The sequence below is a fragment of the Bacteroides zoogleoformans genome (assembly GCF_002998435.1).
GTDB lineage: Bacteria > Bacteroidota > Bacteroidia > Bacteroidales > Bacteroidaceae > Bacteroides > Bacteroides zoogleoformans.
Genome location: NZ_CP027231.1, coordinates 159425 through 172853, shown reverse-complemented (window position 1 = coordinate 172853; position 13429 = coordinate 159425). Strand labels below are relative to the sequence as shown.

Sequence of the window (13429 nt, the reverse complement as noted above, 5' to 3'; positions counted from 1 at the left end):
CCTTTCGAATCACTTTCCATTAGTTTCCAATTTCCCCATCTTGTAGGTTCCTTTTCTCGTCACTTTTCCATCCTTATCAGTCTCCACAAAAGGACCGTGTTTTTTCCCTTGTTTGAAGAAGCCCTCGTAACGATTGCCGTTTTTATCCTCTAAAACGCCATTACCCTCTTCCATGCCGTTCACGAAACTGCCTTTATATTTCGTTCCATCAGTCTGTATCAAGATGCCCCGCCCATTGAATTTATTATCCTTCCATTCGCCTTCGTACGAGTCGCCCACATTCCATTTGTAGACCCCATATCCGTTACGCAGATTATCTTTCCAGTCACCCTCATATACAGCACCGTTGCACCAAGTAAAAGTGCCGCGTCCTTCCTGCTTACCGTCTTTGAAATTTCCTACATACTTATCACCATTGGCATGGTAGTATATACCTTCACCGGTACGTTCACCTTGTACATACGAGCCTTCATAACGGTCGCCCGTATGGAAGAAATAAATACCCTTCCCGTGCTGTATGTCGTCCAGCCAATCCCCTACGTATTTATCGCCATTGGCATATTCAAAAGTTCCTTTGCCTTCACGAACATCCTTTTTCCAGGTTCCTTCGTATTTGGAACCATCGTTCCAAATTAACGTCCCCTTGCCTTCTTTCTTATCATTTTTCCACGAGCCAACATATTTGGAACCGTTTTTCCACGTATAAGTGCCTGCTCCTTCCCGTTTATCATTCACCCAATCACCTTCATAACGGTCGCCGTTATAATAATACATCACCCCTTTGCCATGCTGATAATCCTGATACCACATGCCGTCATAACGATTGTTATTCATGAAGTAGTAGATGCCCTTGCCATGTTGTTGGTCCTGAAACCATTGTCCTTCGTATTTTTCGCCATCCGGAAACACATAGGTTCCATACCCTTCCCGTTTGCCTTTCAGATATTCACCTTCGTATATATCTCCGTTTTTAAAGACAGTCTTACCTTTTCCATTGGGCCTACGACCTTTCATTTCGCCCGTATATACAGCTCCATTTTCTTTAAAAACGTAGGTGCCTATAGTAATTTGAGAAGAGAATGATGTTTTTACCTTATTCAAGAAAGAGCCTTTTTTTTCTTGAGCTACGGTGTTGCCTTGACAGAATAGGGTCAGAAAAAAAGCGATATATAGATATTTCATGGATTAAGAACTAAGTATTATGCACAAAGATAAGGTTTATCTCTTTACATAAAGCCCACTCTCTGTTTTTTATGACATTTTTTTGCCGGATACCACTTCTTTTAATGTCTCTTTGCAAAAATAACGTCCGGCAAGTTCTTGAATCTCTTGAGGTGTGACTGTTTTTACCGCATTCATGACATCTGTAAAATAGGTATCTTGCAAACCGGACACTTGTACAAAAATCCACGCATCCGCCAAAGAGAAAGGAGACTCGTAACTGCGGCAAATTTCTCCCAACAGATAGTGCTTCACCATGCTGAGCTCTTCATCGGAAACCAATTCGTTCTGAAGTCGCTCCATTTCGTGATATACCTCACCTATAAGAGGCTCTACATATTCATTGGCTGTTTCTGCATTGATAGTCAGCACCCCTTGTCCGGGATAAGACATGAGGTCGGCCGAAATATTGTAAGTATACCCTTTCTCCTCGCGGATATTAGACATGAGCCGACTGCCGAAATACCCTCCGAAAAGCGTCACCAGCACACGTGTTTTCAGATAATCGGGATGGCTATAATCCAAAGAAAGCATCCCCATATGGACAGCACTTTGCAAAGCTTCGGGACGCTCTATAAAGATACGTTTTTCAGGCAAAGTGACAGAAGCATATTCTCTCTTATCCGGTTTGCGGAAATCTTTACCAAAAGATTCGTTGCCAAAAATCTTCTCTACCCGAGAGATATTCTCGTCCGTCACCTTTCCCGAAAGATAAATGCTGCAATTGCCTGAATGATAATAACGATTGTAAAACTCACATAAAACACCGGGGGTAATACACCGGTAATCATTCTCCTGTGCCAACCGTCCGCAGGGATGTTCCCCTCCGTACAAAGCATTCAGCAATCCACGATGTGCAAGAAAACCCACTTTGGATGAGTTGACAAGGAATTGCCGGATATTGCTATCTACAATGACATTCAATTCTTCCTCCGGAAAGGTAGGCTCTTTTATGACAGACTCCAACACGTCCAATGTCTCGGCAAAATATTTATTCAAAGAATAGAGTGTGACATAAGTATATTCCGAAACGGCGGATAATTCCAGCCAAGCTCCATAATAATCCAACTTCTCTGCAATATCGGCAGTAGTATGGCGTCCGGTGCCCTCACGCAGCATGCGGTTGGTGAACAAGGCCTGCAGAGGGCGGGTCTGATGCCAACGGCCTCCCCCCATTAATAAATCTATGCGCATCACCTCATTGTCACCTGTATTAAGTACATTCAATAGAATGCCATTAGGCAACAATATACATTCCGGTCGTTGTACTGCCGATTGTTCCGGTTCTGAGATGAGAGGACGGTTGCTTCGGTTCAACATCGTTTTATGTACAATCTATAGAGTAAGATTTTGAAGGAACTTTTCGGCACGTTCCAAATCCTGCGGAGTGTCTATGCCAATAGTTTCCAGTTCGGTGATTCCGGCCTTGATGGTATAGCCATTCTCCAACCATCGCAATTGTTCCAACGACTCGGCCAGTTCGAGCGAAGACTGGGGAAGTGAGGTTATTTCTTTCAGCACCTCCACGCGATAAGCATAGAGACCGATGTGTTTATAGTAGACATGACTCTTCAGCCAGTCTTCTTTGCCGGCATTACGCTGAAACGGAATGATGGAACGACTAAAATAAAGGGCGTTCATATTCTTATCAAGTACCACTTTCGGAGAATTGACATTCTCCAAATCCTTGAAGTCATTATCTACAGTGAAAGGTTTCACCAAAGTAGCTATCTGAGTAGAAGAGTCATTGAAACAAGCCTTGACTGCTTGCAGCTGCGAAGCTTGGATAAAAGGTTCGTCTCCCTGAATATTCACAACAACATCAAACCTGCCTCCTATCCGAAGACATGCTTCATGACACCGGTCGGTGCCGCTCTTGTGATGCACAGAGGTCATCACGACTTTTCCGCCAAAGGCCTTGACCACGGCTTCAATCCGCTCATCGTCCGTGGCCACATAAGCATCATCCAATACGCCGGTCACTTGCTCATACACCCGTTGTATCACGGTTTTTCCACCCAGCATGGCCAAAGGTTTGGCGGGAAAACGCGTAGAGGCATAACGGGCGGGTATAATTCCTAAAAATTTCATTTCAGTGTTTATTATTTATCTCCGTCCGCCCCGAATTGGGGCAGGCGGAGAACGAGGTTTATTCTTTAGAAAGAGCTTCGGAAGATAGCTGCTCCAAGCCACGCACTACGTAATCCCGTACCAAATCTTCCGGTTTGTAAACAATATCGTCGCAAGACAGCAGGTCGATGTCCAGCCGGACAATCTCCGCCTCCTTCTCCCCAGGCACTCTGCCCGCTTCACGCTCTATCGCTTTCAGGCGCGAGATAACATCCGATGCCTGCTCTTTCGAGGCAAAACGAGCCACCTGATTGGAAAACAGAGCAGGACGATGAAAAAACAGAGGTTTGGTTTCCTCTTCTTCCGAGAAACATATTCCCGGAAAAAGTTCGGCCAAGCGTTTCCGCGCCAAAGCCATGTTCTCTTTCCGCTGTTCGTTGCTGCCGATGCCGATTGTATAGACCATATCCACTAATTGAACAATTCGTCAAGTCCTTCTATCGGATCTTCCACATTACCTCCTTCGCGCAAACCGCCATCTTCTTTGCATGGATCATAATCTTCCGGCAACCGAAAAGTCTCTTTCTCATCATAGCCCAAAGACTTGTCACCAAGCACTTTCACCATGTATTTACTCCAGATGGGCAATGCCATCGAGGCGCCCTGCCCGTGCAGCATGGTGTCGAAGTGGATGTCGCGGTCCTCACCGCCCACCCAGCAACCCGATACGAGCGAGGGTGTAAAGCCCATAAACCAGCCATCGGCATTGTAGTTGGTGGTGCCCGTCTTGCCGCCCATGTCCGCCTTGACACCGAGACGACGCACACGGCCTCCGGTACCTTCGTTGACTACGGAACGCAACATCACCAGCATTTTGTATGCACCTGACGCACTGATGACTTCCTGCATTTCGGGAGTAAAGGCAGCCAGGACATTACCCTCATTGTCTTCAATCCGCGTCACAAACAGCGGAGCCACCCGGATGCCTTTGTTGGGAAACGCCGTATAAGCGCTTACCATCTCGCCGACGGAGATTTCACACGGACCGAGACACAAGGAGACGGAGGGCACGATATCACGGTTACGCACCCCGAACGTATGTATCAGCCGTTTCAGGTTATAAGGGTTCAGTTTACTCATCAGATAAGCCGTGACCCAATTATCCGAGTTTGCCAATCCCCACTTCACGGTCACCATCTCGCCGTAACGCTTGTTGTTGGCATTGCGCGGTGTCCATGGCCGTCCGTTCTCGTCGAGCAGTGTATATTCCACATGACGCACTTCGTCGCAGGGCGAGAAGCCGTTCTCCATGGCCAGCGTATAGAGGAAAGGCTTCACAGTGGAGCCAACCTGCCGGCGCCCCACCATGGCCATGTCGTATTGAAAGTAATGGTAGTTGGGTCCGCCCACATACGCCTTGACGTATCCGTTGCGCGGATCCATGGACATGAAACCGGCACGGAGGAAGAATTTATAATAGCGTATCGAGTCCATCGGAGTCATCACGGTATCCTTCACTCCCTGCCAACTGAATACGGTCATTTCTTCGGGCGTGTTGAACGCTTTCCGTATCTCGGTCTCGGACGCCCCGTTCTTCTTCATCGTGCGATAGCGGTCGGACTGACGCATGGCTCGCCCCAGCATCTCGTCCACTTGTTCCTGAGTGACCCGGAAAGTGTAGGGAGCTTTCTTCGCCCCTTTCTTTTCCTTGAAGAAATAGCCTTGCAGTTCTTTCAGATGCTCGGTCACGGCCTCTTCGGCATATTGCTGCATGCGCGAGTCGATGGTGGTATAGATTTTCAGCCCATCGGTATAGATATTGTACTTGGAGCCGTCTTTCTTGGTGTTCTTCTCGCACCAGCCGTACAGCGGATTGTTCTCCCAGTCGAGAGAATCTTCATAAAATTTCTGCATCTGCCATCCGCGATAGTCACTCTTGTCGGGTTTCTTGGCAGTAAGAATTCCGCGCAGGTATTCGCGGAGATAGGTGGCAAGTCCTTCTTTGTGATCCACTCGGTTATACTTTAACTTCAAAGGCAAAGCCTGCAAGGAATCACGTTCGGCTTCGGTGATGTATCCAGCTTTGCGCATCTGGTCGAGCACCACGTTACGGCGCCCGCGCGAGCGTTCATTGTAGCGTACGGGGTTGTAGAGCGACGGATTCTTACACATGCCTACCAGCGTGGCGGCTTCCTCCGGTTTCAAGTCCCGGGGTTCGCAGCCGAAATAAGTAAAGGCAGCCGTCTTTACGCCGACGGCATTGTTCAGAAAATCGAATTTATTGAGATACATCGTCAGAATCTCTTCTTTGGTGTAATATCGTTCCAGCTTCACGGCAATCACCCACTCTATGGGTTTCTGAAAGAGGCGTTCCATAAAATTCCCCGCACTCGGCGAGTAAAGTTGCTTGGACAGCTGCTGGGTGATGGTGCTTCCACCGCCGGCATTCTTCCGCATCAGGATGCCGCGCTTCACCAGGGCGCGAATCAGGGCGATGACGTCCACGCCCGAATGGTCGGCAAAACGCACGTCTTCCGTGGCAATCAGAGCATTAATGAGATATGGAGACAAATCAGCATATCCCACAAATACGCGATTTTCCTTACTATACGAATAGGTGCCCAATACCTTCCCGTCGTCCGACAGGACTTCGGTGGCAAACTTATAATTGGGATTTTCCAGCTCTTCCACCGGAGGCATGTAGCCTATCCATCCTTTGGCTATAGAAAAGAATATAAATACACAAACGAGAACTGCCAGCGCTATGAAAATCCATAGGACTTTAACGATTTTCTTTATCATTTTCAATTCTTGAAATCAACGTTAAATAATTGGGCAAAGGTAGGAAAATATATTGGATACATCTATGTTTTCGCCTATCTTTTTACTGTCCGTATATCCTCCGTATCCGCTCCGTATATCCTCCGTATATCTTCCGCTTCTATAGATACGAAGTTGACACAAAGAAAACACGGCTTTGATACGGTTGGGGTATGGAGCCCCGATGGTAGGAGGATATTAGTTTGCGGCATATTCCTCAAGAAAGGCAATTGTAAATTGTCTTATATCGAAGAATATCTCATTAAAAATTTACCAGATTCTAATGATTTCCCTCAAAAAACTTCCCTACATATTTCCATGGCACACAGATTTTCCTTAACTTTACACTCTCGAAAAATATAAATGAATTCAATCGTATGGAAAACAGAAGTTTAGTCACCATTGCCGACCACAGCAAGGAGAAAATACACTACATGCTGAAGATGGCGGAAGAGTTTGAGGCCCGTCCCAACCGCCGCTTATTGGACGGGAAAGTGGTAGCCACCCTATTTTTCGAGCCTTCTACCCGCACCCGCCTGAGCTTCGAGACGGCGGCCAACCGCCTCGGAGCACGTGTCATCGGCTTTTCAGACCCCAAAGCCACCAGCTCGTCCAAAGGCGAAACGCTGAAAGACACCATCAAGATGGTGAGCAACTATGCCGACATCATCGTGATGCGCCACCACCTGGAGGGCGCCGCACGCTATGCCAGCGAAGTGACCGCCGTGCCCATCGTCAATGCCGGCGACGGGGCCAACCAGCATCCCTCGCAGACCATGCTCGACCTTTATTCCATCTACAAGACGCAGGGCACGCTGGAGAACCTGAACCTCTTTCTGGTGGGCGATTTGAAGTACGGACGCACCGTCCACTCGCTGCTGATGGCCATGCGCCACTTCAACCCCACGTTCCACTTCATCGCCCCCGAAGAACTGAAGATGCCCGAGGAATATAAAATCTATTGCCGGGAACACAGCATCAGGTACGTGGAACATACCGACTTTACCGAAGAGACCATCGCCGAGGCCGACATCCTCTACATGACGCGCGTGCAACGCGAACGCTTCACCGACCTGATGGAATACGAGCGCGTGAAGAATGTCTATATCCTGCGCAACAAAATGCTGGAGCATGCCCGTCCCAACCTGCGCATCCTGCATCCCCTGCCCCGGGTGAACGAGATTGCCTACGATGTGGACGACAACCCCAAGGCCTACTATTTCCAGCAGGCGCAAAACGGGCTGTACGCACGCGAGGCCATCTTGTGCGACGTACTGGGCATCACGTTGGAGCAAGTCAGGGATTTCACCAAGTAAAGTAATTCGTAAACCGCCAAAAAACAGTAGATAGAAAGATGCTGAACGAAAAGAAACAAGAGTTGCAGGTGGCCGCACTGGAGAACGGCACCGTCATCGACCACATCCCTTCGGAGAAACTGTTCACCGTAGTCTCTTTGCTGGGACTGGAGCACATGAGTAATAACATCACCATCGGCTTCAACCTCAAGAGCAAGAAGCTGGGCACGAAGGGCATCATCAAAATCGCCGACAAGTTTTTCTGCGACGAAGAGATCAACCGCATCGCCGTGGTGGCCCCGAACGTGAAGCTGAACATCATCCGCGACTATGAGGTGGCGGAAAAACGCGAAGTGAGCCTGCCCGACGAGCTGCAAGGCATCGTGCGATGCGCCAACCCCAAATGCGTCACGAACAACGAACCGATGGCCACACGCTTCCATGTGATAGACAAGGAGAAATGCGTCATCAAGTGCCACTACTGCGAGAAAGAACAGACGCGCGAAGACATCGAAATAATCTGAACGGCAACATGAAAGAAGACTGGAAACCCGGAACGATGATTTATCCGCTGCCCGCCGTACTGGTGAGCTGCGGAAGCACTCCGGACGAATACAACATACTGACCGTGGCATGGACGGGAACGATTTGCACGAACCCGCCCATGTGCTACATCTCCGTGCGCCCCGAACGATACTCCTACGACCTCATCAGGCGCCACATGGAGTTCGTCATCAACCTTACCACGAAAGAGATGGCGCGTGCCACCGACTGGTGCGGCGTACGCTCCGGCAAGAATCATGATAAATTCAAGGAGATGGGCCTGACGCCGGGGAAGTGTAGCGTAGTCAGCGCCCCGCTCATCGAAGAGTCTCCGCTCTGCATCGAGTGCAGGGTGAAAGAGATCGTCTCTCTGGGCTCGCACGACATGTTCATTGCCGAGGTGGTGAACGTGCGTGCCGAAACCGATAAGCTCAACCCGGAAACCGGCAAGCTGGAACTGGCGGAGACCAACCCGCTGGTCTACGTGCATGGCGGATATTATGAGTTGGGCGAAAAGATAGGCAAGTTCGGCTGGTCGGTAGAGAAGAAAGGAAACAAGTAGCCAACGACCGGCGAAAGAATCGAGACAGACATGAAAACGAAAAGAACCTTCACATGAAAACGAAAAAAATCTTCATCTGTTTATATTCGGCAATCCTTTCCGCAACAATGTGGGCACAAACCCCTATAGTGCCGGGCACAGCGGATGAAGAACAACCGGAACAACGAAAAGACCATCGGGTGAACTTCGGCATCAAAGGTGGATTCACTTCTTCTTTGCTCCTTATTTCCAGTTTCGATGTTGACGGAATATCCGTTGAAGAAGTACAGAACAATTATAAAATAGGGCATTTCGGTGCTCTTTTCATGCGGATAAATTTTAACAAACACTTCCTTCAGCCCGAAGTTTCATACAACGTCAATCGCTGCAACATCACTTTCGAACGCCCTTTGCCGGCCGCAGCCACTACAACGCCCCGGTCGGTGGAAGCTTCCATCACATCATCTATCCACAGCATAGACTTCCCCGTAATCTACGGATACAACATCATCAAAGAAGGGCCTTACAGTCTCGCTGTGTTCGCAGGCCCCAAAATACGCTATATATGGAATAAGAGAAGCAACATAACTTTTGAGAATTTCAATCAGGAGAATATTCATGAGCAGCTGCACCCGTTCAACATCAGCTGCACGACCGGCGTATCAGTCACCATCTCTCGTATATTTTTCGATTTCCGTTACGATATCGGGTTGCACAACATATCCAAACGTGTCACCTGCGACATCCCGAACAATGAACATCAAACTGCGGACAAAACCGTGAAAAACGGAATACAGTTCAGACGCCGGGACAACGTGCTCAGCTTTTCTTTCGGAGTACTCTTCTGAGCACGTAAATTTCCTTTGTATATTTCCGTTTATTCATTTATTTCCTTTAAATTTGTGCACGTAACAAGAGAAACACCGATTTATCAACTTATCTAATATACAGTAATGAAAAGAGACGATTTGATTTTCGACATCATCGAAAAAGAACATCAACGCCAGCTCAAAGGCATTGAACTGATTGCATCAGAGAACTTCGTTAGCGACCAAGTGATGCAGGCCATGGGGTCCTGCCTGACCAACAAGTATGCCGAAGGCTATCCCGGCAAGCGTTACTACGGCGGTTGCGAAGTAGTGGACCAAAGCGAACAGATAGCCATCGACCGTTTGAAACAAATCTTCGGGGCAGAATGGGCCAACGTACAGCCCCACTCCGGCGCACAAGCCAACGCGGCCGTATTCCTTGCCGTACTGAATGCGGGCGATAAATTCATGGGACTGAACCTCGCTCACGGCGGACACCTCTCTCACGGTTCTTTGGTCAACACTTCCGGCATTCTCTACACTCCCTGCGAATACAACCTGAACCGGGAGACCGGACGGGTGGACTACGACCAAATGGAGGAAACAGCCCTGCGCGAGAAGCCGAAGATGATTATCGGCGGAGGGTCGGCCTATTCCCGCGAATGGGACTACAAGCGTATGCGCGAAATCGCAGACAAGGTGGGCGCCATCCTGCTGATAGACATGGCTCACCCTGCCGGACTGATTGCCGCCGGAGAGCTGGACAACCCCGTGAAGTATGCGCATATCGTGACCTCCACCACGCACAAGACGCTGCGCGGCCCTCGCGGAGGCGTCATCATGATGGGCAAGGACTTCCCCAACCCGTGGGGAAAAACGACTCCCAAGGGAGAAATCAAGATGATGTCTCAACTGCTCGATTCGGCTGTATTCCCTGGCATTCAGGGCGGACCTCTGGAGCACGTCATCGCGGCCAAGGCAGTGGCTTTCGGCGAAATTCTGCAACCGGAATGGAAAGCCTACGCCAAACAGGTGAAGAAGAATGCCGCCACGTTGGCACAAGCCTTGATAGACCGCGGCTTCACCATTGTTTCGGGCGGTACGGACAATCACTCCATGCTGGTAGACCTGCGCGGCAAATATCCCGACCTGACGGGCAAGGTGGCCGAGAAAGCGCTGGTGTCTGCGGACATCACGGTGAACAAGAACATGGTGCCGTTCGACAGCCGTTCGGCTTTCCAGACTTCGGGCATCCGTCTGGGCACCCCGGCCATCACCACCCGCGGCGCCAAAGAAGACCTGATGCTGGAAATAGCCGAAATGATTGAGACGGTTCTGTCCAACGTAGACAATGAACAAGTCATCGCGGACGTCCGTGCACGTGTGAACCGGAAGATGAAAGCATATCCGCTGTTTGCCTACTAAACAGGAGACAACGGTTCATCACCCCGATATGAAAAACAGTAAAGGCTGCACCCGATAGGTGCAGCCTTTGGTGTTTTCAGACAGAAGCATGAGGTCACAATCTGTCTATCTCCTCGAATTTGCTGCTGTGCGAGGCACTCTTCTGTTTGCCGAATCTGTAGGTTACATTCAGCTTTACCTGCCTTGACTCGCTCTTACCCCAGTTCCACAACCGGAAGCCGGTGAACGAACGGTAATTATCCCAGCGGCTGGTTCGGAAAATATCGGTCAGGGCCAGATTGACCGTCCACTTCTTATCGGCAAAACTCTTACCGAAACCTACATCGATATAGCCCGAAGGTTCGATATGCTCATTGGAAGTTCCCAAACGTCCCGTGGCGTACGAACCGTTCAGCTCCATCTGAATCTGCCACGGAAGGCGTATCGTATTCTGAATGGAGAAAATGCCGGCAAAGTCGTCCAAATCGAATGTTCGATAACGGTCGAAAGCAATATCGTTCCGAACGTAATAGCCCGTCAGATTGAGATTCATCTCCCACCATCGTGCCATGTCGATACCTTGAAACAGAGTCAGTGAGAGCCTCTGCTGCTTTCCGATGTTGCGCGGCGTCATAATCATCTTGTCTATGGAGACCGTGTCGGTGATTTGTGTCTTATAATCTTTCATGTACGAATAGGAGGCAGTCAGCGCCGTCCGTTTGTGCGAGTAAACGAGCGACAACTGATGCGTCTTCTGCGGAATGAGGAAAGGATTGCCTTTCCACGAAGTCAATTCGTCGAGAAGGTACTCGAACGGATTCAAGTCCTGATAAGCCGGACGGTCTATCCTGCTTGCATAGCTCAGTGTCAATGTATGATTATCACTGATCCGGTAGTTCAGGTCGAAAGTCGGGAACAGGTTGAAATAGTTGCGTTTGTTCTTCTCATCGTTCCTGCCATCCACGGCACGCAAGGTTCCGTCGGAGAAGGTATATTCGCCGCGCACTCCCGCTTCCAGCTTGAGCTTGCTGCCTATGGCGTGAGCATAAAGCATATAGGCAGCCCATATCTGCTCTCTGTATCCGAAGTCGTTAGACTGGGTGCGGTCTATGCTCTCTTGCTCGTTCACTACGTTATAGAACCGGTAATCGTTGTCCGCACGGACGGAGGAATATTTAAGCCCGGACTTCAGTTCGCCGTTCCACAAAGGATGTTGCTGGTTATATGATAAGGCGTAGATATGGATATTCCGACTGTTTACCGACTTATAAAGATTGTCCTGCAGCACTTTCCCGTCGGGTGCGAGGTATTTGTTGGGTTGCCGGTTGCCCGAACCGCCGTCAAACCATGCGTAGTTGAAGTCCAGCATATAACTGACCCCTTCTCGGGGCTTCGCCGCATAGTAGAGATTTCCTCCGTAGCGGTTTCCTTTCTGCCTATAATAATCGTTTCGGGCATAAAGAATCCGTTCCAGTTTCTTGCTTTCCATGTCTCTTATTTCGGTCACGGTATTGGTTATTCCCGGTCCGAACAGCGTGTTGGCATCTATGCGCCCACCTATGGTCTGCCTCTCGTTCAGCGCATACTCCATGCTCAGATTTCCGGATATGGTATTGCGCTTGTCCGTGTCCTGTGTGGGGCTGTAGTACTCTTTCCCGTTCTGCCAGCGGTGCAAACCGTAGTCCATATCGAAATGCCCGAAAGTGTGACTGTAGCCGCCCGACAGACTGAGCTTCCCTTTCGTATGGCTGAAAGCGATTTCCGTATTTTCTCTCAGGTGATTCCAATAAGAGAGTCCGTTGTTGAGCGACAAGAAGAAACCTTCTCTCTTGCTCTTCTTCAGGTTGATGTTGATGATGCCTCCCGAACCTTCCGCATCATACCGGGCGGAAGGGTTGTGCATGACCTCTACCGAAGCCACCGACGACGAAGGGGTGGTTCTCAACAGAGCGGCCAACTCATCCTTGGGCAAGTACGTCTGCTTTCCGTCGAGAATGACCAATACACCGTTCTTGCCCCCGATGCTGATGTTGTTTTCCCCATCGACGAAGACTCCCGGCGTTTTCTTCAACACCTCGAGGGCGGAACTTCCAGCCGTGATGCCACTGTTGCGAGGCGTGAAAATCATCTTTCCTCCTTCTATCTTTATTGACGGAGACTGCTTCTCGCCGACAACGATTACATCATCCAGCAGAAAACTCTCGGGGCGCAGCCGAATGTCGGAGATTACAGTGTCTCTGCTCACCCTGAACGGCTCGCTCAGGTATTGCTTATACCCGAGGCAGCTTACATAGATTTGTATATCTCCCGCTGCGTCCATGCCGTACTTTCCATCCGGTGAAGTGATGCCCTGCCGGATGGAGACACCGGTTGCGGGAGTCATCAAGACAACTACTGCCGCATCTATCGGAGTACCGATGGAGTCGGTCACTACACCCTGCACCCTGTATTGCGCCGATGCAGCTATGCTTTGCAAAACAAAAATAAAAGAGATAAGTTTCCTTCCTGTTCGTTTCATGTAATTCATCGTGTCTTTTTTATGATATCGATTAATGAAATGCGAAGATACGGAATACAGAAAGAAGGATAATTACCCCCCCTGTTTTAACAACACTTAACTATTTTTCTTATAAGTAAGAAAGCATAAAATAAGGGCAATATCATTCGTCCCACTCTCTGGCCGACGTTTTTTATCGCATTTGTCGATTAGACAGTATCCCCACCTA

At 49.3% G+C, this 13429-nt stretch carries 11 protein-coding genes; 5 read left to right on the top strand and 6 right to left on the bottom strand.

Translation table 11 applies throughout. From position 1 onward, the window contains the following. Window positions 1-9 precede the first annotated feature (9 nt). The 5 genes from C4H11_RS00745 to C4H11_RS00725 form a co-directional block, all read right to left on the bottom strand. The gene (locus C4H11_RS00745; RefSeq protein WP_106040069.1) at window positions 10-1182 is read right to left on the bottom strand and encodes an MORN repeat-containing protein; all 1173 of its coding nucleotides are present in this window, start codon (window positions 1180-1182) and stop codon (window positions 10-12) included. A 69-nt stretch (window positions 1183-1251) separates the two neighbouring features. Then, window positions 1252-2541, bottom strand: coding sequence for a M16 family metallopeptidase (locus tag C4H11_RS00740; RefSeq protein WP_106040068.1), 1290 nt, complete (start codon window positions 2539-2541; stop codon window positions 1252-1254). A 15-nt stretch (window positions 2542-2556) separates the two neighbouring features. Continuing rightward, complete coding sequence (gene kdsB, locus C4H11_RS00735) at window positions 2557-3312, bottom strand: 3-deoxy-manno-octulosonate cytidylyltransferase (RefSeq protein ID WP_106040067.1); 756 nt, start codon at window positions 3310-3312, stop codon at window positions 2557-2559. 58 nt (window positions 3313-3370) lie between these two features. Next, window positions 3371-3757, bottom strand: a complete 387-nt coding sequence (locus C4H11_RS00730) for a 2-amino-4-hydroxy-6-hydroxymethyldihydropteridine diphosphokinase (RefSeq protein ID WP_106040066.1) — start codon at window positions 3755-3757, stop codon at window positions 3371-3373. Window positions 3758-3762: 5 nt separating this feature from the next. Then, window positions 3763-6093: a transglycosylase domain-containing protein gene (locus C4H11_RS00725; RefSeq protein ID WP_106040065.1), complete on the bottom strand. Its 2331-nt coding sequence runs from the start codon at window positions 6091-6093 to the stop codon at window positions 3763-3765. A gap of 395 nt (window positions 6094-6488) precedes the next feature. Between C4H11_RS00725 and pyrB the strand changes: the two genes are divergently transcribed. The 5 genes from pyrB (at window position 6489) to glyA (ending at window position 10724) form a co-directional block, all read left to right on the top strand. Next, window positions 6489-7427 (top strand): aspartate carbamoyltransferase, encoded by a 939-nt coding sequence (pyrB, locus tag C4H11_RS00720; protein ID WP_106040064.1) that lies wholly within the window; start codon window positions 6489-6491, stop codon window positions 7425-7427. 41 nt (window positions 7428-7468) lie between these two features. Beyond that, window positions 7469-7930 (top strand): aspartate carbamoyltransferase regulatory subunit, encoded by a 462-nt coding sequence (pyrI, locus tag C4H11_RS00715; RefSeq protein ID WP_106042976.1) that lies wholly within the window; start codon window positions 7469-7471, stop codon window positions 7928-7930. Between the two features lie 8 nt (window positions 7931-7938). After that, window positions 7939-8511 carry a flavin reductase family protein gene (locus C4H11_RS00710; RefSeq protein ID WP_106040063.1) on the top strand — a complete coding sequence of 191 codons (573 nt, stop codon included), beginning with the start codon at window positions 7939-7941 and terminating at the stop codon, window positions 8509-8511. Between the two features lie 53 nt (window positions 8512-8564). After that, window positions 8565-9338: a porin family protein gene (locus C4H11_RS00705; protein WP_106040062.1), complete on the top strand. Its 774-nt coding sequence runs from the start codon at window positions 8565-8567 to the stop codon at window positions 9336-9338. Between the two features lie 105 nt (window positions 9339-9443). Further along, entirely contained in the window at window positions 9444-10724 is a 1281-nt protein-coding gene (gene glyA / locus C4H11_RS00700; RefSeq protein WP_106040061.1) for a serine hydroxymethyltransferase, read from the top strand. Between the two features lie 94 nt (window positions 10725-10818). On the opposite strand, the gene C4H11_RS00695 is transcribed toward glyA, so the two are convergent. Beyond that, on the bottom strand, window positions 10819-13221 hold the full coding sequence (locus C4H11_RS00695) for a TonB-dependent receptor (protein ID WP_106042974.1): 2403 nt from the start codon (window positions 13219-13221) through the stop codon (window positions 10819-10821). Window positions 13222-13429 lie beyond the last annotated feature (208 nt).

Coding starts and splice junctions, on each gene's coding strand:
- C4H11_RS00705 (WP_106040062.1), top strand. CDS start 8,565: ATGAAAACGAAAAAAATCTTCATCTGTTTATATTCGGCAATCCTTTCC.
- pyrB (WP_106040064.1), top strand. CDS start 6,489: ATGGAAAACAGAAGTTTAGTCACCATTGCCGACCACAGCAAGGAGAAA.
- C4H11_RS00745 (WP_106040069.1), bottom strand. CDS start 1,182: ATGAAATATCTATATATCGCTTTTTTTCTGACCCTATTCTGTCAAGGC.
- C4H11_RS00730 (WP_106040066.1), bottom strand. CDS start 3,757: ATGGTCTATACAATCGGCATCGGCAGCAACGAACAGCGGAAAGAGAAC.
- C4H11_RS00740 (WP_106040068.1), bottom strand. CDS start 2,541: ATGTTGAACCGAAGCAACCGTCCTCTCATCTCAGAACCGGAACAATCG.
- C4H11_RS00710 (WP_106040063.1), top strand. CDS start 7,939: ATGAAAGAAGACTGGAAACCCGGAACGATGATTTATCCGCTGCCCGCC.
- C4H11_RS00725 (WP_106040065.1), bottom strand. CDS start 6,093: ATGATAAAGAAAATCGTTAAAGTCCTATGGATTTTCATAGCGCTGGCA.
- C4H11_RS00695 (WP_106042974.1), bottom strand. CDS start 13,221: ATGAAACGAACAGGAAGGAAACTTATCTCTTTTATTTTTGTTTTGCAA.
- kdsB (WP_106040067.1), bottom strand. CDS start 3,312: ATGAAATTTTTAGGAATTATACCCGCCCGTTATGCCTCTACGCGTTTT.
- glyA (WP_106040061.1), top strand. CDS start 9,444: ATGAAAAGAGACGATTTGATTTTCGACATCATCGAAAAAGAACATCAA.